This is a genomic window from Bacillus sp. N5-665 (genome assembly GCF_022637375.2).
In the GTDB taxonomy this organism is placed as follows: Bacteria; Bacillota; Bacilli; order Bacillales; family Bacillaceae_G; genus Bacillus_A; species Bacillus_A wiedmannii.
Genome location: NZ_CP093325.1, coordinates 4,126,461 through 4,153,326 on the forward strand (window position 1 = coordinate 4,126,461; position 26,866 = coordinate 4,153,326).

General features: G+C 35.9%; 29 protein-coding genes, 3 riboswitches and 2 other annotated features. Of the genes, 5 read left to right on the forward strand and 24 right to left on the reverse strand.

The annotated features are described in order from the left end of the window. Nucleotides 1-354: 354 nt before the first annotated feature. Nucleotides 355-1,452, reverse strand: coding sequence for a site-2 protease family protein (locus MNO09_RS23710; RefSeq protein ID WP_000794476.1), 1,098 nt, complete (start codon nt 1,450-1,452; stop codon nt 355-357). Between the two features lie 149 nt (nt 1,453-1,601). Here MNO09_RS23710 and MNO09_RS23715 point away from each other — a divergent pair, with 149 nt between their 5' ends. Further along, a complete protein-coding gene (locus MNO09_RS23715; protein ID WP_001053356.1) occupies nt 1,602-1,799 on the forward strand; it encodes a hypothetical protein in 198 nt (65 codons plus the stop codon). A gap of 100 nt (nt 1,800-1,899) precedes the next feature. On the opposite strand, the gene MNO09_RS23720 is transcribed toward MNO09_RS23715, so the two are convergent. Beyond that, a complete protein-coding gene (locus tag MNO09_RS23720; RefSeq protein ID WP_000824711.1) occupies nt 1,900-2,751 on the reverse strand; it encodes a YhfM domain-containing protein in 852 nt (283 codons plus the stop codon). A 108-nt stretch (nt 2,752-2,859) separates the two neighbouring features. On the opposite strand from MNO09_RS23720, the gene MNO09_RS23725 reads away from it, so the two are divergent. Beyond that, entirely contained in the window at nt 2,860-3,636 is a 777-nt protein-coding gene (locus MNO09_RS23725; protein WP_000026252.1) for a class I SAM-dependent methyltransferase, read from the forward strand. A gap of 39 nt (nt 3,637-3,675) precedes the next feature. Here the strand turns inward: MNO09_RS23725 and MNO09_RS23730 are convergent, their stop codons facing one another. Then, nucleotides 3,676-3,885: a hypothetical protein gene (locus MNO09_RS23730; protein ID WP_000880630.1), complete on the reverse strand. Its 210-nt coding sequence runs from the start codon at nt 3,883-3,885 to the stop codon at nt 3,676-3,678. A gap of 271 nt (nt 3,886-4,156) precedes the next feature. Beyond that, nucleotides 4,157-4,415, forward strand: a binding site (T-box leader). Between the two features lie 56 nt (nt 4,416-4,471). Here MNO09_RS23730 and brnQ3 point away from each other — a divergent pair. Then, nucleotides 4,472-5,827 carry a branched-chain amino acid transport system II carrier protein BrnQ3 gene (gene brnQ3 / locus MNO09_RS23735; RefSeq protein WP_001099148.1) on the forward strand — a complete coding sequence of 452 codons (1,356 nt, stop codon included), beginning with the start codon at nt 4,472-4,474 and terminating at the stop codon, nt 5,825-5,827. 22 nt (nt 5,828-5,849) lie between these two features. Here the strand turns inward: brnQ3 and MNO09_RS23740 are convergent, their stop codons facing one another. From MNO09_RS23740 to gltP, 9 genes are all read right to left on the reverse strand, one after another. After that, complete coding sequence (locus MNO09_RS23740; RefSeq protein WP_116329309.1) at nt 5,850-6,146, reverse strand: DUF3922 domain-containing protein; 297 nt, start codon at nt 6,144-6,146, stop codon at nt 5,850-5,852. Nucleotides 6,147-6,244: 98 nt separating this feature from the next. Further along, nucleotides 6,245-6,877 (reverse strand): response regulator, encoded by a 633-nt coding sequence (locus MNO09_RS23745; RefSeq protein ID WP_000598709.1) that lies wholly within the window; start codon nt 6,875-6,877, stop codon nt 6,245-6,247. After that, entirely contained in the window at nt 6,874-7,929 is a 1,056-nt protein-coding gene (locus MNO09_RS23750) for a sensor histidine kinase (protein ID WP_000744324.1), read from the reverse strand. The genes MNO09_RS23745 and MNO09_RS23750 overlap by 4 nt, the downstream gene beginning before the upstream one ends. Beyond that, a complete protein-coding gene (gene liaF, locus MNO09_RS23755; RefSeq protein WP_000743886.1) occupies nt 7,929-8,669 on the reverse strand; it encodes a cell wall-active antibiotics response protein LiaF in 741 nt (246 codons plus the stop codon). The genes MNO09_RS23750 and liaF overlap by 1 nt, the downstream gene beginning before the upstream one ends. A 106-nt stretch (nt 8,670-8,775) precedes the next feature. After that, the gene (locus tag MNO09_RS23760) at nt 8,776-9,438 is read right to left on the reverse strand and encodes a PspA/IM30 family protein (protein WP_000814152.1); all 663 of its coding nucleotides are present in this window, start codon (nt 9,436-9,438) and stop codon (nt 8,776-8,778) included. A 57-nt stretch (nt 9,439-9,495) separates the two neighbouring features. After that, nucleotides 9,496-9,852, reverse strand: coding sequence for a lmo0954 family membrane protein (locus MNO09_RS23765; RefSeq protein WP_000808634.1), 357 nt, complete (start codon nt 9,850-9,852; stop codon nt 9,496-9,498). A 229-nt stretch (nt 9,853-10,081) separates the two neighbouring features. Continuing rightward, complete coding sequence (locus MNO09_RS23770) at nt 10,082-11,398, reverse strand: Na+/H+ antiporter NhaC family protein (RefSeq protein ID WP_000665483.1); 1,317 nt, start codon at nt 11,396-11,398, stop codon at nt 10,082-10,084. Nucleotides 11,399-11,492: 94 nt separating this feature from the next. Beyond that, a riboswitch (SAM riboswitch) is annotated at nt 11,493-11,598 on the reverse strand. A 120-nt stretch (nt 11,599-11,718) separates the two neighbouring features. Next, nucleotides 11,719-12,237 (reverse strand): ribonuclease FAU-1 family protein, encoded by a 519-nt coding sequence (locus tag MNO09_RS23775; RefSeq protein WP_000824646.1) that lies wholly within the window; start codon nt 12,235-12,237, stop codon nt 11,719-11,721. 66 nt (nt 12,238-12,303) lie between these two features. Then, nucleotides 12,304-13,575, reverse strand: a complete 1,272-nt coding sequence (gene gltP / locus MNO09_RS23780; RefSeq protein ID WP_000821129.1) for a glutamate/aspartate:proton symporter GltP — start codon at nt 13,573-13,575, stop codon at nt 12,304-12,306. Nucleotides 13,576-14,068: 493 nt separating this feature from the next. On the opposite strand from gltP, the gene MNO09_RS23785 reads away from it, so the two are divergent. After that, nucleotides 14,069-15,340: a murein hydrolase activator EnvC family protein gene (locus tag MNO09_RS23785; protein WP_088106972.1), complete on the forward strand. Its 1,272-nt coding sequence runs from the start codon at nt 14,069-14,071 to the stop codon at nt 15,338-15,340. A 102-nt stretch (nt 15,341-15,442) separates the two neighbouring features. After that, nucleotides 15,443-15,604, forward strand: a complete 162-nt coding sequence (locus MNO09_RS23790) for a hypothetical protein (protein WP_001096003.1) — start codon at nt 15,443-15,445, stop codon at nt 15,602-15,604. Between the two features lie 30 nt (nt 15,605-15,634). On the opposite strand, the gene MNO09_RS23795 is transcribed toward MNO09_RS23790, so the two are convergent. The 12 genes from MNO09_RS23795 to MNO09_RS23850 form a co-directional block, all read right to left on the reverse strand. Next, nucleotides 15,635-16,990 carry a sodium-dependent transporter gene (locus MNO09_RS23795; RefSeq protein WP_140399213.1) on the reverse strand — a complete coding sequence of 452 codons (1,356 nt, stop codon included), beginning with the start codon at nt 16,988-16,990 and terminating at the stop codon, nt 15,635-15,637. Between the two features lie 111 nt (nt 16,991-17,101). Then, nucleotides 17,102-17,349 (reverse strand) — a binding site (T-box leader). Nucleotides 17,350-17,410: 61 nt separating this feature from the next. Continuing rightward, the gene (locus MNO09_RS23800; protein ID WP_000283334.1) at nt 17,411-18,028 is read right to left on the reverse strand and encodes an NAD(P)-binding protein; all 618 of its coding nucleotides are present in this window, start codon (nt 18,026-18,028) and stop codon (nt 17,411-17,413) included. Further along, nucleotides 18,003-18,758 carry a sirohydrochlorin chelatase gene (locus MNO09_RS23805; protein WP_088106970.1) on the reverse strand — a complete coding sequence of 252 codons (756 nt, stop codon included), beginning with the start codon at nt 18,756-18,758 and terminating at the stop codon, nt 18,003-18,005. The genes MNO09_RS23800 and MNO09_RS23805 overlap by 26 nt, the downstream gene beginning before the upstream one ends. Before the next feature lies 1 nt (nt 18,759). Then, on the reverse strand, nt 18,760-19,536 hold the full coding sequence (cobA, locus tag MNO09_RS23810; RefSeq protein ID WP_000521275.1) for a uroporphyrinogen-III C-methyltransferase: 777 nt from the start codon (nt 19,534-19,536) through the stop codon (nt 18,760-18,762). An 85-nt stretch (nt 19,537-19,621) separates the two neighbouring features. Further along, nucleotides 19,622-19,822, reverse strand: a complete 201-nt coding sequence (locus MNO09_RS23815; protein WP_000366917.1) for a DUF3906 family protein — start codon at nt 19,820-19,822, stop codon at nt 19,622-19,624. Nucleotides 19,823-19,832: 10 nt separating this feature from the next. Continuing rightward, complete coding sequence (locus MNO09_RS23820) at nt 19,833-21,455, reverse strand: nitrite/sulfite reductase (RefSeq protein WP_088106969.1); 1,623 nt, start codon at nt 21,453-21,455, stop codon at nt 19,833-19,835. A gap of 146 nt (nt 21,456-21,601) precedes the next feature. Further along, on the reverse strand, nt 21,602-22,213 hold the full coding sequence (gene cysC / locus MNO09_RS23825) for an adenylyl-sulfate kinase (RefSeq protein ID WP_000380517.1): 612 nt from the start codon (nt 22,211-22,213) through the stop codon (nt 21,602-21,604). Between the two features lie 12 nt (nt 22,214-22,225). After that, nucleotides 22,226-23,362: a sulfate adenylyltransferase gene (gene sat / locus MNO09_RS23830; RefSeq protein ID WP_000027823.1), complete on the reverse strand. Its 1,137-nt coding sequence runs from the start codon at nt 23,360-23,362 to the stop codon at nt 22,226-22,228. Between the two features lie 38 nt (nt 23,363-23,400). Beyond that, nucleotides 23,401-24,105, reverse strand: a complete 705-nt coding sequence (locus MNO09_RS23835; protein WP_000959000.1) for a phosphoadenylyl-sulfate reductase — start codon at nt 24,103-24,105, stop codon at nt 23,401-23,403. Between the two features lie 86 nt (nt 24,106-24,191). Beyond that, a complete protein-coding gene (locus tag MNO09_RS23840) occupies nt 24,192-24,335 on the reverse strand; it encodes a YezD family protein (RefSeq protein ID WP_000116163.1) in 144 nt (47 codons plus the stop codon). Between the two features lie 72 nt (nt 24,336-24,407). After that, a riboswitch (SAM riboswitch) is annotated at nt 24,408-24,516 on the reverse strand. Nucleotides 24,517-24,632: 116 nt separating this feature from the next. Continuing rightward, on the reverse strand, nt 24,633-25,949 hold the full coding sequence (gene lysA / locus MNO09_RS23845) for a diaminopimelate decarboxylase (RefSeq protein ID WP_000280665.1): 1,317 nt from the start codon (nt 25,947-25,949) through the stop codon (nt 24,633-24,635). 180 nt (nt 25,950-26,129) lie between these two features. Next, a riboswitch (Lysine riboswitch) is annotated at nt 26,130-26,311 on the reverse strand. 89 nt (nt 26,312-26,400) lie between these two features. Next, nucleotides 26,401-26,796 (reverse strand): DUF3888 domain-containing protein, encoded by a 396-nt coding sequence (locus MNO09_RS23850; protein WP_001228833.1) that lies wholly within the window; start codon nt 26,794-26,796, stop codon nt 26,401-26,403. Nucleotides 26,797-26,866 lie beyond the last annotated feature (70 nt).

Below are 26,866 nucleotides of genomic sequence, written 5' to 3' on the forward strand. Positions count from 1 at the left end.
CTTAGAGAGTTCATTAAAATTATTCCTTTCCTAAGATCATGTTTTATCTTAGGAAAGAAATATTTTTGTAATTGTTAATTACTTTTGAATCAAATAACCAAATGATTATTATTATCCAATTTCGTTGTCTTACGATATATTCCCTCCTTATCTAAGGGCAGATTATATTGTAAGACAAAAAGAAACAAATATTCGCCCCGGGAAAATTGTTATGAACCAAACAAAAGTGTTTGGTCTACCTTCTGACGGCAATTCATCTCCACCTGTATTGTTGGGTTTCACTCGTAACACAAATCAGATGAAGTCTTCTTGCCGAAAGGGATAAACCCTTCCTATCATTTCGACAATATTTTTCTATACATTTCTCGTTGGTAAATGTTCTTGTAAAACAATGTATCCTTCATAAGCTGTGTAACCGAGTATAGCCATTAATCCGATATAACAAGCAAAGACTGTCCATTTCGTTTTCATATCAACTTTATAATAGTTTTCCTGTTGTCTCTTTTCTTTCTCCCATTCCTGTAATTTTCTTTCTGACATTTCAAATGCTTCTCTTATATGAATTGTATGTGTTTCTTTTTCATCTTCATATGGAACGTAATCAAGCGGCTCAAACTTTGGTAAAAGATGCTCTAACACTTCAATCTTTTGAAGTTCTCCTACTTTTAATTCTTTCTCTCTTTCTTTTTGCCTTAATATATTTATTTCATGTTGCATCATATATATATTTCGATGCACCGCACCTGTTTCTTTTAACTCCTCTTCAAGCCTTGCAACATATTCTTTCATTCCATCAATTCTATATCCTAATTCCTTAATTGGCTCATCTCTCTTTATTACTCTATATAATTCCATACAGCCGATAATAAAAATAAATCCTCCCAAAATACTTTTAAAGTAAATGGAATAACCGAGCAATACAATAAGGCCCGCTCCCCAAATCTTTGTACTTACAACTGAGATAATTCGTCCACCATCTAATGGAGAAACCGGAATCAAGTTAAAGAAGTTAATCATACTTCCAAGTAAAATAATTAATGCCCAAAATGGCTCTTTCGTCATTATATAAAGTGGAATCGCAGGTAAAAATGACAACAATCCGAAAAGAGGTCCCATATAGGCGATATAAGCTTCATCTTTTGCATTTTTTGGCATCTCTTTCATCCCAATAAGAGCACCCATAAACGGAATAAATATTGCTGGCGATGTTGGTATACCTTTTCTTTTCGCAGCCCATAAATGGCCCATTTCATGAATAAACAATAAATAAATGAGCGCTACCCCAAATTTCCAACCATATATAACCGCGTATGCACCAAGTGATAGAAACATACTAAATACCGTTGAAAACTTTGCTAGTTTAAAAATTGCAAATACCCACTTTAACTTAGAAAGTAAAAATAGCCCTATTGCAACAATAATTCCCCATAATCCTTTTTTATTATTTTTCATATTCCTCTCCTTTATCTCTCATTAATGAATCCTATTCATTCATCAAAACTATTTTTTCTCTATTATGACATATTTTTTTCTATCGTTAGAAATAATGTTTATTTAATCCATTTTTAGCCAAAAATATAAATATAAGGAGGTGTTTGCAAATGAATTTACAATCTCTCATAATAGGCGCTCTATCGTTTTTAGCTTCAACTCTTATTTTTTATACCGTTAGTTACGTATTATTATTAGATTTGTTGCCCAATCACGTATTTATTGCCCTTGTCATCCTTTCCGCTCTTATGATTTCTTTTCTTATTACACGAAAATCAATGAATGAGCCATCTGCAAAAGCAAAGTAATAGAGAGGGGGATTTTCCCCCTCTCTATTATCATTTCCTAGGAAAGGTCATATAGACTTTACATTCATCCCGATCCGTAAGGACTAATTAAAGTTTCACTTTATCTTTGTAAATTCATTTTTTCACCATACTCTTTAACAATTTGAATGATATTTTGAAAAACACCTATTTTTTCTTTTTTACTATTTAATATTTTCAAATCATAATTTTCATAATATGTCTCTAATGACTTTAATTGTGATTCTGAAGCATCTTTTACCTGCACAGTAGCCTGTAATTCATATTGTTTATACCCTTCCTTTACCTTTTCACCTGAAATTTTTTCACTTTCTTTTGCTCCAATTAATTTTTGAACTTTTTCTGGGAAAACGACTTGTAAATAATATTCTTGTTCCTTCTCTAACTTGTTGTATAATGATTGTGAAATCGTATACCGCACCATATAATTCACTTTTTGATCGCCTGCTTTAATATGAAACGCAGTAATCTGCAAATCTTTTTTTGTTACTTCCGTTAAAGGACCTACCTGCATCTCATCTTCTTTTTGTTCTGAAACATTTGGAAATATAGCCAAAAGCTTTTCCGTATCTTTTTTATTCAGCATATACATAGCTTTCTTATATTGTACCCATCCTCGTCTGTCTTCTCCTCTTAGCCATGCATAATATGTTTCTTTTTTTCCATCCCTATTAATTTGTATTTCATATTCCGGTTCACCAAAACTACCTGTTACTTCTTGTTTTTCCGCTTTATCTATAATGTCTATTACTAACTTAGCTTCTGATTCCTGTAACTTTTTCTCTTTATGTTTTTTTTGTATAACGGTTACCCCTACTGTTTCTTTCACTTCATTCACCGCCTCTTCCACTTTTTTTGTTTCTTTTTTTTGCTCTACTTGACCACAAGATGCTAGTAACATAGCAAATAACAACAATACATATTTCCTTTTCAACTTAATCCTCCTTTTACAATAAGAAATTCTTATACTCTTCATATAAAAAACAAAAACGTGACACACTATAAAATACGCTATACTAAGTATTGAAAGGAGGTCTTTTTCATGTCCATTAATTTTCACGATGCAAATAATAAATACACATACGCACAGCGAAACGCCCATATTTCTTGGGGAGAAATGATAAAAAGTATTACAAATATACAAAACAAGCAAATAATTGATATCGGCTGTGGTGGCGGGATTTATACGAAAGAACTTGCTCTTATGGGGGCCAAAAATGTCATTGGACTTGATTTTTCAAAAGAAATATTACAAGCTGCAAAAGAAAATTGTAACGGATTTCCAAATATTTCATTCATTCAAGGCGATGCACATAGCGTCCCATATCCTAATGATACATTTGACATTGTTATTTCGCGCGCAGTGATTCATCATTTACAAGACATTCCTACATTTCTACGTGAAGCTTCTCGTATATTAAAGAAAAACGGTGTACTTATTGTACAAGACCGAACTATTGAAGATTGTACAATTCCTGGAAGCCCCGAACACATTCGTGGATATTTTTTCTCTACCTTTCCAAAACTCATTGAAATAGAATCAAAAAGGCGGCCAAAAACCACCACGATACAGCAAGAATTACAAAAACATTTTCTTCATGTGTTCCCCTCTCAAACACAATGGGAAGTACGAAAAATACATGATTCTGTAGAAGCATTGCTACAAGATTTATCACCTCGAACAGGTCGATCCATTCTATATGAATTAACAGATCATGAACTTTCTCAACTTCTACAACAGGTCCAGACCGCATTACAAAGCATCTCTCCTATTATCGAAAGAGATCGGTGGACAATTTGGAGCGCCATGAAATTGTAAGGAAGGAAGCCTCACAACATAATGTGAGGCTTCCTTCTTTCATAATCTAATTTTGCAACACTCTTGATATCCTCCACTTCTGGCCTGTGCACTTCCACACTTCGGACATACTAAATATCTAGACTGATTTGTCAACAAACTACCTTTTTGAAAGAGTAAAACTTCTGCTTGTTTAAACGAACGCGAATAATATAACCACATAAAACCAATTATAGCAATAATGCCAAATAATACTCCCATCGCAAGCATTCCAGTCACCTCTTTTGGTTTGTTCTTTCCAGCAAGTGGATTGTTGTATTATTCTCTGTAAATTCAAACAATACCTTCTTTACTCCTATAAATATCAACTTTCTCTATAAGTTTTACAATTCTCTACAAATTTTTACTCCCGTTTTACAATTCACCATTCCCTTTACAACAACGAATATCACATTCGATATTTCCATATATAAATATACCTTTCAAAAAAATGTTGACTTTCAAAAAAAAACATGTGACAATACTGTCAGAATACTTGAATAAAAATTCATTGACGAGAACGAGTACGTTATAGGACTGTCCCCCAGAGAGTTGGCGATTTGCTGAAAGCCAACGTTCAGTGCGTAGCCGAAAATCATCTCCGAGAAGTAGAACCGAATGTTACAGTAAGTTCTTACCGGCTGTCCCCCGTTACAAGGAACACGTATCATGTTGTACGTTGTAAAGCCGTATACATATAGACTAATTTCTACATGTATAAATTAGGGTGGTATCGCGGGTAAATATAACTCGTCCCTTTCTTTAGGGACGAGTTTTTTGTGTTCTTACAAATGAATTTAAAAAAGGAGGAAAAACAATGAACACTGTATCAAAAAAACATATTTTTTTCACGGGTCTTATGCTATTTTCTTTATTTTTTGGGGCAGGTAATTTAATTTTCCCTCCCATGCTTGGACAAAATGCAGGTGAAAACTTTTGGCCGGCAATGATTGGATTTTTACTAACAGGAGTCGGTTTACCATTATTAACTGTTATTGCAATTTCTTTATCAGGAAACGGCATGCAACAACTCGCAAGTCATGTTCACCCATTATTCGGAATTTTCTTTACTGTAGTTGTATACATCGCAATCGGTCCTTCTATGGGAATTCCACGCGTTGCAAATGTCGCTTATGAAATGGGTGTTAGTTCTTTCTTACCGGAAACAATTCGCTCTAGTAACCTAGCTCTATTTTTATACACGGTCATCTTCTTCGCTATCGTATTTTGGCTTAGTTTAAATCCATCTAAACTTGTCGATCGCATCGGAAATATTTTAACACCTATTTTATTACTCTCTATTTTCTTACTATTTGTTAAAAGTGTATTTACACCACTCGGGCAATCAGGACCAGCAATGCAAGAGTATCAAACTTCTCCAATCTTCAAAGGCTTTATGGAAGGATACTTAACGATGGATACCATTTCTGCGCTTGCATTTGGAATTATCGTTGTAAATGCCATTCGCTCTAAAGGTATGAGTGATCGTAAATCCATTGCTATCGCAACAGCGAAAGCAGGACTTATTGCCGCTACTGGTCTCGTACTTGTATATGGCGCACTTGGCTGGCTCGGTGCAACTAGCGTCTCGCTCGGATATGCACAAAATGGCGGACAATTACTTACTGTTATCGTACAGCAATTATTCGGTCCATACGGTTTACTTCTATTATCTCTAATCGTTACACTCGCTTGTCTAACGACTTGTGTTGGACTTGTATCTGCGTGTAGTCAATATTTCTCAACATTATTGACTAAATTTTCATACAAAATGTTCGCGATTATCATTTGTGCGTTAGGATTATTAGTTGCCAACTTAGGTTTAACGAAAATTATTGCCATCTCTGTTCCAATTCTACTTGTTGTATATCCAGTTGCAATTGTACTCGTTCTACTATCGTTACTTCATAAATATTTCGGTGGATATCGCTCTGTTTATGTAGGTGCTTTAATTGGAGCTGCAATCGTAAGCGTATTTGACGGATTAAAACAAGGTGGCATTTCAGTTTCATTTATCACAACATATTTTGAATTTATCCCTTTATATAATGAAGGAATTGGCTGGCTAATACCAGCATTAGCCGGGGCTATTATCGGGCTTACAATCGCTAAGTTAAGCGGTGCGAAAAAAGTTCCCTTAATAACCGATTCCCGCGAAGTAAAAGCATCCTAAAAAACTCCCGAAAGGGAGTTTTTTACTTTTGATAAGCAGTATGATTAAAACTGCTTATTTTATACGCTTTCGTATAATATTCGATATTTGTATCCACTGTTTCTACTTTGACAACATCGTAGCAATCTTCTTGCTTTACTAAAAATAAATAGTACTCTTCTGTCGCCTCAACAATTGCAATTTTATCTGTTTCAACATTATATTGTTCACAAAGCGCTTGTAATGCGTTCACATAATCCCCTAATTTTTTAGACTTATCCATGCCAAATATCGTTTGAACTAACATACACTCTCTCCCCTTTGTATGTACTGTTAACAACTTAATGATAACGCTTACATTTATTAACGTCAATAAAAAGATTTGGCGTAAACTAATAATCAGTGGGATAGCCCCCCACTGATTAAAGTTTCACTTTATCATTTCGTCAATTGATGTCTAAACGCATAAATAACCGCCTGTGTCCGGTCACTGACATTTAGCTTATTTAAAATATTACTCACATGTGTCTTTACTGTTTTGAGGGCAATAAACAATTCATCTGCAATCTCTTGATTACTTTTCCCCTCTGCAATTAATAACAAAATTTCAGACTCTCTTTCTGTTAACTCCTCGTGCAAAGGTTGTTCTTTCTTCTGACGCATACGAGACATCATTTTACCAGTAACTTTTGGCTCTAATACCGTTTCTCCATCATAAGTAGCTCGTACAGCGTCTGCTATATCACTTGCTCTTGATGTTTTTAATAAATAGCTTGTCGCTCCAGCCTCAATAACAGGGTACAATTTCTCATCATCTAAAAAGCTCGTTACAACTACAATTTTCGCTTCTGGCCATTCCTGAATAATAGCACGTGTTGCTTCAACCCCATCCATCTCGTCCATGACAAGATCCATCAAAATAATATCTGGTCTTAATTGCAGTGCTAACTCTGAACCTTTTCTTCCATTTTCAGCTTCTCCAACTACTTCGATATCTGGCTGCGTTGATAAATATGCTGATACACCCATTCGAACCATTTCATGATCATCGACAAGTAACACTTTTATCATGATTCTCCCCCTCTCTCAATCATAATCGGTACTTTTACTTCTATTTGCGTCCCTTTAGCCGGGAAACTAAGTACTTTTAATGTCCCACCAATTTCATGAACACGCTCTTGCATTGATCTTAAACCATATGAACCAGCCTTATTCACTCCGACTTCAAATCCAACGCCATCATCAATAATTTTTAGAATTGCATATTGATCAATTTTCCGAAGACGCACTTCCGTTTTCTTCGCTTTCGCATGTCGTAAAGTATTGGATAAAGCTTCTTGCACAATACGAAATAAATGGTCTTCTACACCTTTTTTCAATTCTATTGGCTCGATTAGCCATTCAATTTTCATATGTTGCTTTCGCGATAATTCCGTTAATAATTCCTCTATACCTTGTGTCAGTTTCTTACCTTCTAATTGTACAGGCCGTAAATGAAGAAGCAATGCTCTCATTTCTGATTGTGCATTTACAACCATATTTTCAACGAGCTGCAACTGCTTTTGCGTCGTTTCTGGAATTTCAGCCACTTGTTCATTAATAGCCGACATCATCATCGACATTGCAAAAAGCTGCTGACTTACAGAATCATGCAGCTCTCTCGCCAATCGATGCCTTTCTTGGGATATCGCTTCTTGTCTCATCTCTTCATTCCAATGAGCTCGTTCATTCGTTACTTTTTGAAAGAGTCCAGCTTGCTCCTCTAATCGACGAGCAAGGCCTATTACTTTTCGTTCTACTTCATGAAATTCATCATCTGCAGTAAACGAAACATCGCTCGGAAAATTCCCTCGCTCCACTTCAAATAGAAAAGTATTTAATCCTTGTATACGCTGCTCTATATAGTAACCGATTGCATATCCTACAATTCCCCCGATAAGTAAACTTGTAGTCATAATAAACAAGCCAATTGGAACAGAAGCGATGGATTCCTTCCATAATAAATCGTACACTTGTTGCTCACTTTTCCATACATATACAATTGTACAAATGAGTGCAATACTAACAGAAGACAACATAGAATAACGAATATACATCCACGAAATATTTTTTTGTTTCTTCATTATACTTTCCTCACTTCCGTATCGCCTACGACAAGCGAAGAAATAATTTTAATACGACGAGGAGCTTCTTTATACTGCTCTGTTCTAAATGTAACATTGCGATTAAATCCTGTCTCTTCATGTCCTGGCAGGAGCACACGTCCGACAATAACAGAATGATTTAAAGACAGTTCAATATCATATGGCACATATAAACGAATATTACCAACTACACCTCGGATAACAATTACCGTTTCTCCTTCTGGAATCATAGCAGTTGTTAAATCTATTTCCACATCACAAGCACCATATTGAACATTAATATCCTCAAGTTCATAAATATGATCCATCATTCGTATATTCCCTACAAACATATTTTTTAAATATGGTTCTGTACGATATATTTGCTTCTCTTCGTCTATAATCCCTTTTTCTTTAATTTCAACCTTTATTGCTTTTTGCTGATGTCCTTGTTGAATCAGTTGATAACCAATTAAAGCTAAACAAGCAAATACGACAAGAACAAATGCTGCTGATGAAAATAAGAAGAATAAAAATACTATACCACCAACAAATAAAAATACATTTCCCCTTACGTAACGATTCTTCTTACGATAATGCCTTCCAAACATAAGCATAATAAATGCAAAAATGAGACCACCTGGTTCAAAATGTCCAAGTATCATATCAAGAAAAAGACCGAATCCAAATATGATGAGGAGCATCCCCATTAATTGTGTTTTTGAAAATTGTTTCTTCATTTCAGCTCCCCCCTTCTTGTCACATATACATAGAAGAAAAGGCATTGCTTTCCAACACCTTTTCTCCTATCACTATATCATAAGCCTGTTTTATAATATACTACTATTATTTTGTTAACTCTTTCGTTAACGATACATCATTCTTCTCTTTCATTTCACGCTCAAGCTTTGCAATTTTCATATCAAATGTGTCACGTTCATGGTCCTCATTTATACGAGATTCTAAGTCGCAAATATGATTTTCAATTTCTTCAAAGCGTAAGAACGGATTATTTTCATCCATTTTATGCATCGCTGTATTCATACGACGATTTGCATGTGCCATATTTTCACGTGCCATTAATTCCATACGTTTTGCGTGCATTTCTTTTAATTTATTTTTCATCTCAGTAAGACGACGCTCTAACTCATCAATTTGCTCTACAACACCTGCATACATTTCTTCTAATCGAGTTACTTGCCCTTCATAATACGCTACTTCTTCTAACGCACGCTCATGTAGTTGTAATTCACCTGCTTCTTGAGCGACGATCGCTTGCTTTGATCTTTTATTAACGAAATAACGTGCTTGCTCAAGCTCACGAGCGAAATTAGATTTTAATGTTTTATGGCGCTCAATTAACTTCTCAATTTTTGTTATTTCACGCTCACTATCGCGTAAATATTGGTTTAACATCGCCATTGGATTTTTTCTTTCTTTCTCATCTAACACATTATGAAAATCTGCTAAAATTGCATCGCGTACACGTCCGAATAAAGATTGTTTCATTATAATCTTCCTCTCTTCTACTTTATAAATTTGATTTAATTTTTTATTAGTTTTTTATTAGTTTTTCATTAACTTGTTCCACTCATCTTCAAAGTTGCTATATGGTTTAGAACTTTCTGGTGCAGAATCAACAACTACATTTTTTTCTTTTTTCCACTCACGGTATCCGTAGTATAAAACTACTAATGCTGCGATACCGATTAATGCTGGGGAATGAGAAAGGGCGATGGACAAGCCGATCAAACCAACAATACCCCAAGCTAACTTTCCAAAAAATGATTGTGCTCGCACAAATGATTTATAGCTCCAGTACACAACTCCTGCTCCAATTGCGAATCCTATAATACCAGCAAGACTGCCAAGAGCAATTAAAGCTAAAATACCAGCCGCGATAAACGCTAGAAATTGTTTCATCTTGTGCTTGCCTCCCTTCGATTTGATACTCTTATCTTAACTATATTTTCACTTTTCCATAACGAGCTTAAGAACCGTTTTCGACTCAGACTTAAGACTGAGTTGCATTCAGCCTTTTGTAAAAATATGCGGTAGGATAGGATGATTCACTCTTTTATCGCAAATAAAAAGCCGTACAGAGAACATTCTCTGTACGGCTTTCGTTACTATTCATAAACTTCATTTTAATTTATGCTGTTTTGTGATACTCTTTCTTTCCTGCTACTTTAGAAAACTTCGGGAAACCAATTAATATAGAAATAATTCCACATACTCCAACTAAAATCGGATAAAACGCATATGGTAACAATTCAATCGGAGATAACGCCGCAAATCCTGCTGCCGTTAACATTTGCGCACCATACGGAATTAATCCTTGCACACAGCATGAGAAAAGATCTAATACACTCGCTGATTTACGAGGGTCAATTTCATATTGATCTGCAATGTTTTTCGCAAGCGGACCTGTAAAGATAATAGAAATCGTATTATTCGCTGTACACATATTCGTCATACTCACTAAGCCAGCAATACCGAACTCTGCTCCTTTTTTTGAACGAATGTTACGCGTTAAAAGATTCATTAAATATTGAATGCCACCATTATATTGAATCAGTTCGACCATACCGCCAATTAAAATAGCAAGTAATACTAACTCCATCATACCGCCCATTCCAGCCGTTACACTTTTAAAGAAACTCTCTAATGTGTAACTCCCATCTAAAAGACCGATAACGCCAGATAGTACAGTTCCACCAGTTAACACAATAAGTACATTCCAACCAAGCAATGCTGTAATAAGTACTCCTGCATACGGTAAAATCTTTATCCAGTCAAAGCTATGCGCTTTAATCTGCGTGTCGCTTCCTAAAGTAACGATTACTAATAGTACAATTGTAATAATAGCTGCTGGTAATACAATTAAAAAGTTCGTTTTAAACTTATCTTTCATTTCCGTTCCTTGTGAACGTACAGCTGCGATTGTTGTATCTGAAATAAATGATAAATTATCACCAAACATCGCCCCGCCAACAACAGTAGCCATCGTAAGTGCAATTGAGATATCAGTTTGCCCACTAATACCTACAGCAATTGGTGCTAATGCAGCAATTGTTCCCATTGAAGTTCCCATCGCTAATGAAATAAATGCCCCTATAACAAAAATTCCAGCTACAATAAATCCTTGCGGTAAAATGGATAACGCTAAATTAACTGTAGAATCAACGCCACCCATCCCTTTTGCTGTTTCAGAAAACGCTCCTGCAAGTACAAAAATCAGAACCATAATCATAATATCCGGGTTCCCTGCACCTTTAGCGAATCGTTCTACTTTTACATTAAAGCTTTCTTTACGATTCATTGCTAAAGCGACTCCTACAGCAATTGAAATTGCTACAAGTATCGGCAATTTATAGAAATCACCTGTAATAATTCCAGAACCAATAAATAGCGCCAAAAATATCCCAAGTGGTAATAAAGCCAAACCATTTCCTCTCGTTTCTTTCAAAGTACCATCTCTCCCTAGTTTCAACCTTTTTCTAATGAATAACAAAAGACCTCTTCCAATGAGAAGAGGTCTTATACATCTATAAGAAACACTCTTCTCATCTTTCAAGCACATGCTTGCTGGATTTGGCACAGCACTCTGAAATCGAGTCCGCTGCCGAGGCATCGTAGGGCCAGTCCCTCCGCCTCTCTTTATAAGAAGGTTTCATATTTATTTTTTAATAATAATTTCTTCCCTAACTTTACTCGCTTACAAAACAAAAGTCAATTATTTTTTGTATAGATTTTTTTGGTAATTATGAAAAAATTTGAATACAACAATCATTTTAACTTTTTGATTTCTTCTTCCAATATTGAAATCCAATAAAATTCACTATTTTTTATTGCATCTATTATCCATTTCGTAGTGTACCAAGCTAACTCGTACTCTTCTTTTGTAACATCGCCACTTTTATAGGCATCCTCTAGCTCATCTTCATCTAGTACATACATCTTACCGTTCGGTAATAACACTACATCTAAATATAAATCATCAAAATACGGTAAACCACGGTCATCAATTTTATATTCTTTCGCCACATCGATGTAATATTGCACTAATTTTTTCTGATCATCTAACATAGCTGTAATCGCAAAGTTTTTCCCGTCTATGAAATATTGAATCCACGTATATTGATTCTCTGCGATACAAAGTTTTTTACCATCATATTCTTTACAACTAGGTTCTCTTACCTTTTTTATGTCTAATATTCCTAGCATTCCTTCTTCTACTTGCTTAACCGTATAATCCTTCTCTATTAGTCGCTTCCACGAAGAACCGTCACCATATTTACGTTTCATTACGTCCGCTTCCCTTCTATATAGAAAAGCCCCCACATATTATGTGAGAGCTTGTTCAAATTATAATTAAGCTGCTTGCTTATTAGAAATTTCTTTCAAATAAGCTTGTCCTTTTTCAGCGTCATACTGACCTTCCCACTTAGACATAACTACAGCTGCTAAAGAGTTACCTACAACGTTAACTGCTGTACGAGCCATATCTAAAATACGGTCAATACCAGCGATGAATGCTAAACCTTCAGGTGGAATACCTACTGTACCAAGTGTCGCTAATAATACAACGAATGATACGCCTGGTACACCTGCGATACCTTTTGATGTAACCATTAATACAAGTAATAATGTAATTTGTTGTGTAATAGATAAATCAATACCGTACATTTGTGCTAGGAAAATAGCCGCAATTGCTTGATATAAAGTTGATCCATCTAAGTTAAATGAATAACCTGTCGGAATAACGAAAGATGTAATTGCTTTCGGACAACCGAACTTCTCCATTTTCTCCATGATTTTCGGTAAAACTGTTTCTGAACTCGCTGTAGAATATGCTAAGATCAGCTCGTCTTTTAAAATCTTAAAGAATTGGAAAATGTTAATTCCAAATATTTTCGCTGTAAGTCCTAAGACAACTACGACGAAGAAGATCATTGCTCCATATACGACAATTAGTAATTTCCCTAATGGAATTAATGAAGCTAGACCGAATGTAGAAACTGTAACACCAATTAGTGCAAACACACCAAATGGTGCAAATTTCATAACTTGGTTTGTTACATAAAACATTGCATCAGCTACACCTTGGAAAAATTGAAGAACCGGTCTTCCTCTTTCACCAATTGCTGCTACACCTAAACCAAATAATACAGAGAAGAAGATAATAGCAAGCATATCTCCGTCAGCTAATGACTTCATAATGTTTGTTGGAACAATATTTACAAATGTATCTGCAAATGAATGACTTTGCACTTGCTCTGTCGTATGTGTATATTTCGAAATATCTGTCTTCGTTAACTGATCCATATTTACGCCTTTTCCTGGTTGGAAAATATTCGCAATTAATAGACCGACAATAATTGCAATTGTTGTAATTATTTCAAAATAAAGAATTGTTTTTCCGCCTAGTCGGCCCAGTTTTTTTACATCACCAACACCAGCAACCCCAACAACAATACTTGCTACAACAATTGGTACAACGATCATTTTAATTAATCGGATGAAAATATCACCAATTGGTTGTAAATATTTCACAACCGCTGGATTATCAAAGAAAATCGCCCCAACTGCAATACCAAGCGCAAGTCCTATTAATATTTGCCATGCAAGTCCTATTCTTTTCATATTTGTTGTAACCCCCTCTTCGATGTGTCACTCTATCTCTCATTCTATATTTATAAAACTTGAAATTAAGAGTATTACATATTATTCGACAATTCACTACATTTTGTCCCTGTTAAAAATCATAAATCAAAATTTAAAATCTGACAACAAAATAAGTTTGCCCGAATGCAAATAATTTTCTTGACAAAAACAAAACCCATGTCAGAAAACCTCACATGAGAACGATTCCTTATCAGTGTTTTATTGGATTCCTATCTACTATTTTACTATATAAAACAAATATATTTTTCCTTTATTTTACAATAAAATCCAAAAAATACATCCTTGTTGAACGAATAAAAAGCGCATCCAACATGACAATTATCATTAAAAAAATGATAAATTCCGACAAAACTTAGCAATTTTATAAAATTTTCTTTACATTATGGTTACAACGATAGACACTCTTCTTCTTATGATATATAACATTCATAGGGAAAGGAGCCAGACAACCATGAAAAAGAAATTTGCAGCGTTTAGTGTTTTAGCAGCAGGAACGATTTTTGTTTCTCCACTACTTTCACCCGTATACGCTGAAACGAATCAAGATAAATTATCTAATATTCAATCTGAATTAGAAGGAAAACAAAATGACTTACAAAATAAATCAGCCGAGAAAGAACAAATAGAAAAGGAAATTCAAGAATTACAAAAGAAAATCGACGACCTAACTACTTCTATTAATAAAAACGAAGCTGAATTAAACGATACAAAAAAAGAAATTAGTAAAACACAACAAGTAATCGCTGAAAAAAAGAAACATATAGAGCAATTACAAACAAACATAGATACGCGTCAGGAAGTTATTAAGCAACGTTTACAATCTATGCAAGAAAAACCTCGTACAAATATCATTACAGAGGTATTAACAAATTCTACAAATATTGCTGATCTTGTTGATAATATGTACTCTGTAAGTTTAATTTTAAACAATGATACAGATATTGTGAAAAAGCAAACAACTGACCAAAATGCTGTAGCAACTGAAAAAGAGGCTGTTGAGAAAAAAGAGCAACAATTAAAAGAATCCGAACAGAAATTAGTTCAAAAACAACAAGAGTTGCAAACGAATCAGCAACAGCAGCAAACCTTTATTAGCGATCTACATACGAAAGTAGCAAAAGTAGATTCAGAGATTGAAGGATTAGAAGAATCTAAAGGCATTTTAGAAAATCAGCGTCAAGCTGTTCAAAAAGCAATTGAAGAAGAAAAACGTGCCGAAGAGGCTCGTAAAGCAGAAGAAGCTCGCAAGGCAGAAGAAGCTCGTAAACAAGCTACTACAGCTGCTCAAACAGCTCAAGCAGCTCCAACACCACACGATACAAATATTGGCGGGTTTATTAAGCCAGCAGCTGGATCAAAAACTTCTGGGTTTGGCGTGCGCTCTATAGATAACCATAAAGGAATCGATATCGCAGCTTCAGGAACCGTTCCAATTATTGCCGCTGCTGATGGCGTTGTTATCCGCTCGGAATTATCATCTAGTTACGGAAACGTTGTGTATTTATCTCACCGTATAAACGGAAAAACATATACGACAGTATATGCTCATATGAGTAGCCGTTCTGTATCAAATGGACAAACCGTAAAACAAGGCACTCAACTTGGATTTATGGGGAACACTGGCCAATCATACGGACAACATTTACACTTCGAACTTCACCTTGGAGAATGGAATGTCGGCAAGACAAATGCAGTTGATCCATCTCCTTATATCGGATTATAGAAAAAAACTCGGTGCATACCGAGTTTTTTCTATACCCTTCACACACTATAGGCATTCCACATAGACTACAACTAAATGCCTATATTTTACGGGGTGAATCATATGAATACACAATTACAACAAAAAATAGAAGAGGCTAGAGAAACTTACATCGGCCGGCTATTTACATTTGGCGGCTCAGCATTATTTTTAATCGGATCATTTATCGCAGTCGTCACAGCCTATAAAGCATATAATCGTTTATTAAATACACCTACAACATAATAAAAAGACGGAGAAATCTCCGTCTTTTTATTATGCAAACATTTTAAATACGCCTATCGCATTTAAAAATACAATAATTACAGTTACTGGAATAACATAACGAAGCAAGAAGAACCAAATATTAAATAATGTTTTCCCTTTCGTTTCCGTAACTTCTAATTCTTTCATTAACATCTCTTTACTCATTTTATTTGGTACGAATAGCGAAATGGCTAGTACTCCGAGTGGCAGCAATACATTACTTACCGAAAAATCGACGAAATCAAAGAATGTCTTACCAAATATTTTCACATCACTCATAATTCCAAACGATAATGCTGACGGGATTCCAACTGCAAAAATAAGAATACCAATTAATAATGATGCTGACGGACGCTTTTTCTCATTATCTTTCGCAACAGATGCTACTACAATTTCAAGCATGGAAATAGCAGATGTTAACGTTGCAAAGAAAAATAAAACTAAAAACATAATGAAGAAAAATTGTCCCAATGGTATTTTCGCAAATACTGCCGGAAGGACGATAAACAGTAGTCCTGGTCCTTCAGTCGGCTTAACGCCTAATGCGAAAATCGCCGGGAAGATTGCTAATCCTGCAAGTACTGTAACAAAAACCGTTAAACTTACAATAGATGTTGCTGATTTAGCTAAATGTTCTTCTTTCTTCAAGTACGAACTATACGTGACCATTACTGAGGCACCTACTGTTAGTGAGAAGAACGATTGTCCCATCGCGTATAAAATCGTATCTGCTGTCAGCTTTGAAAAATCTGGTTTCAAGAAGAACTCTACCCCAGCAAAAGCACCATCAAGTGTTAAAGCACGAACTATGATTGCAATAAACAAAATAAATAATAGCGGCATCATATACTTACTTGCCTTTTCTATTCCCTTCTCTACACCTTTACTTACTACAAAAATAGTACAAAGCATAAAGATAAATTGCGCTCCAATCGCACTTACTGGATTTGAAATCGTTTCACCAAATAATTTTCCATAATCAACAACACCATTCCAGAAGCTTCCTGTAACACTATAGTATAAATACAGTAAAATCCATCCACCTACAACACTATAGAAAGAGAGTACACTAAAACAAGTTACAACTCCCATACGACCAATCCAAGGATATACTTTACTATTTGGTACTAGTACTTTATAAGCTGTAACCGCCTCTTTTTGAGTGCTACGTCCAATAACAAACTCCGCTAATAGTAAAGGCATACCTATAAATAAAGTTAATAGTAAAAATACAAGGAAGAATGCGCCTCCCCCGCCATTACCTGCAACATATGGAAATTTCCATATGGCACCAAGACCTACTGCGGCTCCGGCTGCTGCGAGTACAAAGCCTATTTTCGACGTCCATTGCTGTGTTTCTTTCATCATAAATTCTCCTTTTCTGAATATTTAAACTTTTACTTATTATACACTTTCATTTCATACTCGCACACCTCCTTTAGAAAATAAAAAAGTCCCCTACACGCAAATATGCATGTAGAGGACGATATATGTAATGTAAATACCGTGGTACCACCTCAATTGGATTGATAAATCCCACTTGTTCAAGTACAGGAAAACTCCGATACTCTATCCTTTTAACGGCGGAACCCGGGTTGCCTACTACAATGTTCAACATACCTCTCGCAAGCCCATTCTGTATATTTTATCGTACCGGGCTCCCACCTTACCCCAGCTCTCTGAACGTATCAAATATACATACTCTTCTTGCTCATCGATTTCATTTATTGAAGTTACTTGTGATTATAAATTATATTTTTATAGTTGTAAAGTACAATTTATTCATTATCCTATTTGAACTCTTCTCTCTAATTCTTGTAAAAACAATTTTCTTTTTTGTTCATTTTGAACATATATCGACTTTAATACTTCTTGCAACAATGTATTTCTCTCTCTTTTCTCTATTTGTAATTCTTTCACTTTTATTCTAACTTCGTATAAAAAATCAAGATACGATTCATACGCCTCATCATATTTATTTGCGATATCATCACGGATTTTTTTTGCCAGTTTCGGACTTGCTCCTCCAGTAGAAACAGCCACATTCAGTAATCCACGATGAATCGCCGCCGGAAAATGAACATTGCCACTTTCCGGGTTCGTAATAACATTTACTAATTGATTCTCTGTGCTATCTTCAGCAATTTGTTCATTTAATACGGCATCACTACTCGCTGCAACAACTAAAAAAGCACCTTGAATATCACTTTTTTCATACTCCCTTTGATACCAACGAATTTGCTTTTCTTCCACTAGTTTCACTAAATTCGCATCCAATTCAGGACTTATCACAATTATATCCGCACCTTGTTTTAGTAAAGGAATAATTTTAAATCCCGCGACTTTTCCTCCACCAATGACAACAACACGTTTCTTCTCAACTCGCACTGTAAGTGGATACATATTGATCTCCCTTCAATAATTTCTTCGTTTTCTGAATTAACATATATTGAAACGCTTCATTTTTTCCTAAATACGGACTTATTTTTATCTCATCCGACTCATATTGGCGCACTTCTTTTTCAATATGTTTCATAAGTAAACCTGTAAATAATAAGTAAGGCAATACAACGATATTCTTTTCTTTTCGTTCAACAACTTCCTTTAACTTCTCCTCAAATTTTGGCTCGGCAGCCGCTAAATAACAAACCTCTACTTTTTTAATTTTCTCTTCATGTTGAAATAAAGAAGCGATCCCGTTTATATCTCTTAATACGTCAGGATCACTACTCCCTCTTGCAACGAGAAGTAGCGTTACTTCATCCTTATCTTCCTGTTCAATGCCACTTCCGCTATACACCGATTTAACAAGTGTTTCTGATACACCAAACGGGTTACCGTAGGTCACTTTAACATTCGAAAATTGATTATTTAACTTTTCCAATTCAAACGGTATATCTTTTTTCACATGACCTGCCGCTAATAAAAAAACTGGAATAACAATAATCTCTGTAGCACCACGCTTCACACATGTACGGAACCCTTCATCAATCGTTGGACTCGCTAACTCTAAAAAACAAACTTCTTGAATACTTGCCTCTACACGGTTCATGCATGACGTAATAAATGCAACCGCTTCTTCTTTAGCTGCTTTCAAACGACTTCCATGACATATATATAAGATGGCTTTCATTTTATAACACTCCGCTTACTTGATACGTACTTTCTGTCTGTTTCTCAAACCAATGGATTTTTTCTCTAAAACGGACCACTTCTCCAATTACAATCATGCTCGGATTTTGAATTTGTTCTTTTTTCGCAACATCTACAATTGTTCCTAACGTCCCAACAACTGTGCGCTGCATTGATGTCGTTCCCCGCTCAATAATAGCCGCAGATGTACTTTTGTCTTTTCCATGCTTCATCAGTTGTTCACATATGTAGGGTAAATTGCTAACCCCCATATATACAGCTAAAGTCTCTACACCTTTCGCTAAATGTTCCCACTTCACTTCTTCTTCAACACCTTCTTTCCTATGCCCTGTCACAATAGCAAAACTTGCACTTGCATCACGATGTGTCACTGGAATGCCAGCATAAGCAGGAGCAGCTATTCCAGCTGAAATACCAGGAACGATTTCAAATGGTACACCTTGCTTTGCTAACGCTTCAGCTTCTTCTCCTCCTCTACCAAATACAAATGGATCGCCGCCCTTAAGCCTCGTTACAACTTTTCCCTTTTTCGCATATTTAATAAGAAACGTGTTAATCGTCTCTTGCTTCATCGTGTGATAATTTGGTAGTTTTCCGCAATAAATTAAATCTGCTTCAGGCTTTGCGTATGAAAGTAACTCTTTATTCACGAGACGGTCGTATAAAATAACGTCTGCCTTCTCAATACATTTCAACCCTTTCACAGTAATTAAATCTGGATCACCAGGACCTGCACCAACGATATAAACCTTCCCCATCATCTCTCCTCATTTCTACTATTAAAGTGAAACTTCCATCCTTATATACGAATGGAAGTTTTCATTATTTCGTATTACCTTTTCCCTACTCATGAATAACAAATGCCGCACCTTTTCGAATCTTCTTTTTTTCAAATAGGGAAATCTCCTTTACTTCTGGTAACGGTAAAAAATGCTTTTCAAGCTCCATCTCCGCAAGCTTAAATGCCTGTTCTTCACTTTGAGCAACGACAACAATCGGAACAATACTATTTACTAACACAGCTTCAAATCGATATAAATCCATATTGTCCCTCCTAAGACGCTATTACTTCTTCTAACACGGTATTTAACGCTATTTGTAATGTCTCTATACCAACACGACCGACAAAATCATAAAACGTTTCAGCTGGTAATTTATTCTCTTTGAAATAACTTATAAATGATGCAAGTACTTCAGGTAGATCCTCGCCATCTATTTTCCCTTTTAACTTTTGATTGTAAGCACCGCCATCTAACAACGTTCCACCTACGTATATTTCAAATGCTTCAACAATTCCTTTTTCCTTCGTTTTCATTTTCACCCCTTGTAATCCAATGTCAGCAATTTGACGTTGTCCACATGAATTCGGGCATCCTACCATATGAATACGAACTGGAACATCGAGTGCAATTTGTGTATCTAAGTACTCTGCGATTTTGCGTAATCTTTCTTTCGTTTCTACTAAAGCAAGATTGCAATATTCAATACCGGTACAAGAAACCGCATGACCAATAAATGATTTCGGACTTGCTGATATCGCTTCAAACAACGGCTCATTTAGTAAACCTGTTACATTTTTTGGCGGAACATTCGGAATAATGAAGTTTTGCGAATTACATGTACGAATCTGTCCATTTCCATACTGCTTAGCAATTCTTGCAATCTCAAACATTTCTTCTGCATGTAGACGTCCTACCGGCACATTAAAACCTACATATTTTAGTCCATCTTGTTTTTGATCTTGAACACCATAAAAGTATCCCGCATTCCATCCTTTGAGAGCACTTTCTCCTTTACTTTGCAATGGTCCTATATACTCTATTAGTTTCTCTTTAAATTTCTCTGCTCCCCAGTCTGCAACTAGAAATTTCAAACGAGCTAAATGACGTTTTTCGCGGTATCCAAAATCACGGAATATCGTAGCAATTGCAATCGCTACCCCCTTCACTTCTTCTGGTAAAACGAATACATCTAATTCATCAGCTAAATATGGACGAGCTGATAATCCACCACCTACTTTTATATGAAAACCAACTTTTTTCTCGCCATATATTTCTTTCGTAGCAGGTGTAAATGCAACACAGTTAATCTCTGCGTTTGCTGAGTTATAAATGTTAGAACTAATAGACATTTTAAATTTACGTGGTAAGTTAGAAAACTCTTCATTATGTTGGAAATAGTCATATACCTCTTTCACAATACCAGTTGTATCAAACAGTTCATTTGCATCAATGCCAGCAAGTGGATTCCCTGTAATATTACGCGTTATATCACCACAAGCCCCAGCTGAAGATAACCCAACTCTTGCTAATCTTTTAAAAATATCTGGAATTTGATGAATTTCTAACCAATGAAACTGAATCGCCTGTCTTGTCGTAATATCTATTACGTCACGCCCATAATCTTCAGCGATAGAAGCAAGCACTTCTGCCTGCGCGTTCGTAATAATCCCTGATGGAATATTTACACGCATCATAAAATAACCAGCTTCTTTGGGACGTTGTAAATACAACCCTGCCCATTTGAATGCGTCCCACTCTTCTTTCGGAATAGATTCGAATCCATTCTCCGCATAGTAAGGAATATCATTAAAAATTTCCAATCCATCTTTTTTTAATTTATTTTTCTCAGTCTGATTTAATTTTTCATTGTTAGCCCATACTTTTTCATAACTCATTTTTTAATCCCCCTATATAAAGTGAAACTTTAATCAGTGGGAAGTGTTCATCCCCCACTGATTATTAGTTGAACCAATCGGGCATTTACGGGCAGTTCATCTCCCACCTAACTTCTTTGCCCTAGCCAAATTTCGAGATGGGAGTTTTACTGCCCGGCAAATAGCGGGGTAAAACCACGCTCTTGTAAGTACTTCACGATTTGTTCTGCACATTCTTCAATAGAATACTTGTGCGTTTCTACAATTAACTCTGCCTTCTCTGGCTCTTCATACGGTGAATCAACACCAGTAAACTCTTTAATATCACCCTGTCTTGCCTTTTTGTATAACCCTTTTGGATCACGTTTTTCACACTCTTCAATTGGACATTTTACAAACACTTCTATAAACTCATCTGCCGCTAATAGATCTCTAACTTGTTTTCGGTCTACTCGAAACGGTGAAATAAACGCTGTAAGAACAACAGTACCTTGATCTACAAATAGCTTCGCCACTTCACCAATCCGTCTTATATTTTCCATACGATCACTTTCAGAAAAACCTAAGTCTTTATTTAAACCGTGGCGTACATTATCTCCATCTAGTACATAGTTTCCAATATTCTTTTCAAATAGTTTACGAGCAACCGCGTTCGCCACCGTAGATTTACCTGAAGCTGATAGACCAGTAAACCAAACTACAAAACTATGATGCCCATTTCTTACTCTTCTCTCATCTTTTGAAACAGATGCTGTATGCCAAGTAATATTCGTATCCATGTCATTCTCTCCCTATTCGGTTACTACTTCTTTTTTCAAACCTTTAATTAGCACTTCCACTACTTCTTTACGACTAAATGTACTCGGCGGAACCTCACCGTTTCTTAATAGTTCTCTTACTTTCGTACCTGATAAAATGACATGATCCTCTTTTCCGTGTGGGCATGTTTTCGTCGAAGCCATCGCTTCACATTTCGTGCAGTAAAAACTATGTTCAAAAAATAACGGTGTAATCCCTAACTCTTCCACTGTAAAGTTTGTAAAAATTTCTTGTGCTTCATAAGTCCCGTAATAATCTCCTACTCCTGCATGATCGCGCCCTACGATAAAGTGAGTGCATCCAAAATTCTTTCTGACTAATGCATGGAATATCGCTTCCCTCGGTCCTGCGTAACGCATTGCTGCAGGAAATACACCTAAAAAGACACGATCTTTCGGATAATAGTTTTGAAGTAATACTTCATAGCTTTCCATCCTTACATCAGCAGGAATATCGTCCGACTTCGTTTCCCCAACGAGCGGATTTAAAAAGAGACCATCTACAATTTCCAGGGCAGATTTTTGAATGTATTCATGGGCACGATGTACCGGATTTCTCGTTTGAAATCCAACCACTGTTTTCCAACCACGCTTTTTAAATTCTTCTCTCGTTTCAATTGGATCTAAATGATAAGAAGGAAACGGATTATTTTCAAAGCGTTTTGTAAGAATAATAGCTCCCCCGACATAAAAGTTCGGTCGTTCATATAATTTTTTCACTCCTGGATGAGCCTCATCCGTCGTTTTATACACAAGTAACGCTTCTTTTTCCTTGTCAGGCACAAAAATATCTTCTATTTGAATGACACCATATACATTTTCAGCGTTAACAAGTTTTACTTCCTCTCCAGCTTTCAGACTCTCTGCTACTTCTTCTGTTACTGGTAATGTAATCGGTATACTCCATACACTCCCGTTTGCTAAGCGAAGCGTTTCTACGACCGAATCATAATCTTTCTTTCCTAAAAAACCAGTAAGTGGGCTATATCCCCCTGTCGCTAATAGCTCTAAATCACTTAACGCAATGTTGTCTAGTTCAATTTCTTTTTCGATTTGCGATACGTCGTAAGTCTCCTCTATACGGTTTACTAATTCGTTTCTTATACTCATTTTCTATACCCTCTCTTAGCTTTATTTTCAAATTCATCTTATTGGTAATGAAGACCACATTCTGTTTTCACTTTTCCAGACCACCTACCATCTCTCGAATCTCCACCCTCACCTACAGGTAACGTACACTTCTCACAACCAATACTTGGATATCCAACATCATGCAGCGGATTATACGGCAAGCTATGTTTGTATACATATCGCCACACTTCTTTCCACGTCCAATGAATGAGTGGACAAACTTTAATCGATTGAAAACGATGATCTTGATTTATAAACTTTGTATGCTTACGTGTTTCTGATTGTTCCCTCCTTAAGCCCGAAATCCACGCTTTTTCCGCTGCTAATGATTTTTCTAACGGTAAAATTTTTCTAATTTTACAACAAAGGTTCGGATTACTTTCCCATAATTTCTCACCATGCAACTTCGCTTGTTCATCAAGTGCAAGTTCCGGCTGTTTTTCTATAATATTTAATGAAGGAAATCGTTCCCGCACTTTTTGAATTAATTCATACGTTTCTCGAAAATGAACATTTGTATCTAAAAATACAACTTTAGCAGATGGATTTACTTGGTTTATAAGATGCAGTAATACCATCCCTTCCACTCCGAAGCTACATGCATATACAATTTCACTTTTATATTCTTTATAAGCCCAACTTAATACTGATAGCGCGCCTTTCGTTTCATCTTCTTCTGAAAATGGAACATTATTTTCTTCCCACGTTTCATACGTCAACATGTTTTTTCCCCCTGTAAAAGCAAAAAGACGGTTTTAACCTAATATAATAGGTTAAAACCGCCTCTAGTTTTTCTAGTCAGCGCTTTTTACTTTAAACGTACCTTTTCACTTTTCTCTAATTGAATGACTTTCCCATCTTGCACAACAATTGTAATTGAACCATATTTCATATCAGCAAGCATCGCTTGAATTTTCTCAGATACTTCCTCAAAATGTTCCCGTACACTCACGCGAACAGCCCCCCTTTTTATTCATAAAAAAAATCTTTCCCATTTCGAAAAGACTGTTCGGTAATATATTTTACCTTATCTTTCAAAATGGATTCCATTTTGCTGGATTTAGCACCTTGCTTTCTATAAGCAGGTTGCCGAGCTTCTTCGGGCCAGTTCCCTCCGCTTCTCTTGATAAGCTTTGTATTTGTATTTTATCACAATTCTGATTTTTTTCAATCCTAGTTTTCCGATATATTTTAATTATTTTATTTTACAAAAAAGGAATTGCCCATCCGAACAACTCCTTTTCTCTATTTAAACAAGTTCTTTAATACGTATGCGATCGTTCCCAATAATATTTTCATATGTTTCGCGTTCTACAACAATTTGTGATGTGCCGCCTTTCGCGAAGACGACAGCTGGTCTACGAATCCGATTATAATTATTCGCCATCGAGTACCCGTATGCCCCTGTACAAGAAATTGCTAGTAAATCGGCAGAAGCAACTTTCGGTAGAGTAATATCCCAAATTAACATATCTCCACTCTCACAGCACTTCCCAGCAATCGAAACAAGTTCCTCATTCTCATCATTCCCTCGATTTGCTAACATCGCTTCATAACGAGCGTTATATAAAGCAGGTCTTAAATTATCAGTCATCCCACCATCCACTGATACATATTTCCGAATACCAGGAATGTCTTTCACAGATCCGACTGTATAAATTGTCGTTCCAGCATCACCTACAATACTACGGCCTGGTTCAACCCATATTTCTGGCAAGGGATAATTACATACTGTAAATTGTTCCCTCACTGCACTTGTTACAGCTCGCACATATGTCTCAAGAGTTAATGGCGTATCTGACTCTGTGTAGCGTATTCCGAATCCTCCGCCTACATTTAATACTTTTACTACATAGTTCGCGCGTTCTCTCACCTGTTCTAAAAATTGATGAAGAACTTCAATCGCTCGAACAAATCCAGCCGTTTCAAATATTTGCGATCCGATATGTGAATGAATTCCTAACACATTATAATTTGATTTTTGTAAAGCAAGCTCAATTGCTTGCATCGCTTGACCATTTGAAACTCCAAACCCAAATTTCGAATCATCTTGACCTGTTGTAATATATTCATGTGTGTGCGCCTCTACTCCAGGCGTTACACGGATTAATATGTTCACAAATTGCCCATGTTGCACTGCTAAATCATGCAAAATTTCTAATTCTAAGAAATTATCTACGACAAAACAACCAATATTTGCCTGCAGAGCCATCACGATTTCTTCTTCTGTTTTATTATTGCCGTGAAAATGAATACGAGATGCTGGAAATCCCGCTTGAAGCGCAGTATATAATTCCCCACCAGAAACAACATCTAATGACATATTCTCTTCACGAGCTACTCGGCACATCTCCATGCACAAGAACGCCTTGCTTGCATATGCTACTTGATAAGAGAAACCACTTTCTTTAAACGCACGATGAAACGCGCGGCACTTTCCTCGAATAGACTCTTCATCGTATACATAAAGTGGTGTTCCGTATTGTTTTGCTAGCTGCGTCGTATCGCACCCTCCAATTTCTAAGTGTCCTTGCCCATTGATTCGGCTTGTGCCGTGTAAATACATTTGAATTCCTCCCTTATTTCCTCTAAAACTCATAACCCCAATCTTCTATTCATTGCAGCACGCTTTTAGATAGACAAAAAACGCGCGGAACAATGTTCACACGCGTTTCTTATTAGGAAAAATATATATTGAAAAAATAAACGAGTTGTTATCTCCTCAAAATAAGAAACCGCATCAACATCTCCAAATAGCTCTCCATAAAAGAAATATTATGACAGTACTACATTTATTCAATGTAGTCCCAATATATGAATAAGATGGTTATTCTTATATTTCGGCAATAGTCCCTTTCAACCTATGATCACAGATTCCATTAAATCTCCCATAGCTTACTCTTTCCTATCGCGGCCTCTACCTTTGAGAGTAGATGAGGTAAGTCTATTTAATTTTCAAACATCTAATTGTTGCTATTAACAATACCAAAGGACCATTTTATTTGTCAAACCATTTTTTATATTGTTTTTTTACAGTTTAATTTCGTATCATTTGGTAAGCGCTTTACTGAAATCTTTGACACTTCCCATTCGCCTTCTTCATTATTAAATGTAATCGTTACCTTCTCAAATGGTGGAGCAATTTTCCCAGCAACTCGTTCATACTTCGTTACTTCAATACTTGCTTGAAATAAATATGTACCGCTATACACTTTTTTTAAACTAATAATTTTAGGACATTGATAAGGCTTCAAGCTCCCATATTGCTTTTCAATTGCTTTATTTATTTTCGGAAATAAAACAGAATAAAGGGCATCTTCCATAAGAGGTGCATCATATTGGGCTACCGACACACTCGGTGAAGCAAAAAGTATAACACTACTGCATACTATAAAATATAATAATTTTCGCATTATAACCTCCGTATTATTACACGATTCTTTCTGCGCACGATAATTATCATACATAGAAACTCCGTTTTAT

Excerpts from the sequence above, each read along its gene's own strand:
- MNO09_RS23710 (WP_000794476.1), bottom strand. The coding sequence starts at position 1,452 with ATGAAAAATAATAAAAAAGGATTATGGGGAATTATTGTTGCAATAGGG.
- MNO09_RS23715 (WP_001053356.1), top strand. The coding sequence starts at position 1,602 with ATGAATTTACAATCTCTCATAATAGGCGCTCTATCGTTTTTAGCTTCA.
- MNO09_RS23725 (WP_000026252.1), top strand. The coding sequence starts at position 2,860 with ATGTCCATTAATTTTCACGATGCAAATAATAAATACACATACGCACAG.
- MNO09_RS23730 (WP_000880630.1), bottom strand. The coding sequence starts at position 3,885 with ATGCTTGCGATGGGAGTATTATTTGGCATTATTGCTATAATTGGTTTT.
- brnQ3 (WP_001099148.1), top strand. The coding sequence starts at position 4,472 with ATGAACACTGTATCAAAAAAACATATTTTTTTCACGGGTCTTATGCTA.
- MNO09_RS23745 (WP_000598709.1), bottom strand. The coding sequence starts at position 6,877 with ATGATAAAAGTGTTACTTGTCGATGATCATGAAATGGTTCGAATGGGT.
- MNO09_RS23750 (WP_000744324.1), bottom strand. The coding sequence starts at position 7,929 with ATGAAGAAACAAAAAAATATTTCGTGGATGTATATTCGTTATTCTATG.
- liaF (WP_000743886.1), bottom strand. The coding sequence starts at position 8,669 with ATGAAGAAACAATTTTCAAAAACACAATTAATGGGGATGCTCCTCATC.
- MNO09_RS23760 (WP_000814152.1), bottom strand. The coding sequence starts at position 9,438 with ATGAAACAATCTTTATTCGGACGTGTACGCGATGCAATTTTAGCAGAT.
- MNO09_RS23765 (WP_000808634.1), bottom strand. The coding sequence starts at position 9,852 with ATGAAACAATTTCTAGCGTTTATCGCGGCTGGTATTTTAGCTTTAATT.
- MNO09_RS23775 (WP_000824646.1), bottom strand. The coding sequence starts at position 12,237 with ATGAAACGTAAATATGGTGACGGTTCTTCGTGGAAGCGACTAATAGAG.
- gltP (WP_000821129.1), bottom strand. The coding sequence starts at position 13,575 with ATGAAAAGAATAGGACTTGCATGGCAAATATTAATAGGACTTGCGCTT.
- MNO09_RS23785 (WP_088106972.1), top strand. The coding sequence starts at position 14,069 with ATGAAAAAGAAATTTGCAGCGTTTAGTGTTTTAGCAGCAGGAACGATT.
- MNO09_RS23790 (WP_001096003.1), top strand. The coding sequence starts at position 15,443 with ATGAATACACAATTACAACAAAAAATAGAAGAGGCTAGAGAAACTTAC.
- MNO09_RS23795 (WP_140399213.1), bottom strand. The coding sequence starts at position 16,990 with ATGAAAGAAACACAGCAATGGACGTCGAAAATAGGCTTTGTACTCGCA.
- MNO09_RS23800 (WP_000283334.1), bottom strand. The coding sequence starts at position 18,028 with ATGTATCCACTTACAGTGCGAGTTGAGAAGAAACGTGTTGTTGTCATT.
- MNO09_RS23805 (WP_088106970.1), bottom strand. The coding sequence starts at position 18,758 with ATGAAAGCCATCTTATATATATGTCATGGAAGTCGTTTGAAAGCAGCT.
- cobA (WP_000521275.1), bottom strand. The coding sequence starts at position 19,536 with ATGGGGAAGGTTTATATCGTTGGTGCAGGTCCTGGTGATCCAGATTTA.
- MNO09_RS23815 (WP_000366917.1), bottom strand. The coding sequence starts at position 19,822 with ATGGATTTATATCGATTTGAAGCTGTGTTAGTAAATAGTATTGTTCCG.
- MNO09_RS23820 (WP_088106969.1), bottom strand. The coding sequence starts at position 21,455 with ATGAGTTATGAAAAAGTATGGGCTAACAATGAAAAATTAAATCAGACT.
- cysC (WP_000380517.1), bottom strand. The coding sequence starts at position 22,213 with ATGGATACGAATATTACTTGGCATACAGCATCTGTTTCAAAAGATGAG.
- sat (WP_000027823.1), bottom strand. The coding sequence starts at position 23,362 with ATGAGTATAAGAAACGAATTAGTAAACCGTATAGAGGAGACTTACGAC.
- MNO09_RS23835 (WP_000959000.1), bottom strand. The coding sequence starts at position 24,105 with ATGTTGACGTATGAAACGTGGGAAGAAAATAATGTTCCATTTTCAGAA.
- lysA (WP_000280665.1), bottom strand. The coding sequence starts at position 25,949 with ATGTATTTACACGGCACAAGCCGAATCAATGGGCAAGGACACTTAGAA.
- MNO09_RS23850 (WP_001228833.1), bottom strand. The coding sequence starts at position 26,796 with ATGCGAAAATTATTATATTTTATAGTATGCAGTAGTGTTATACTTTTT.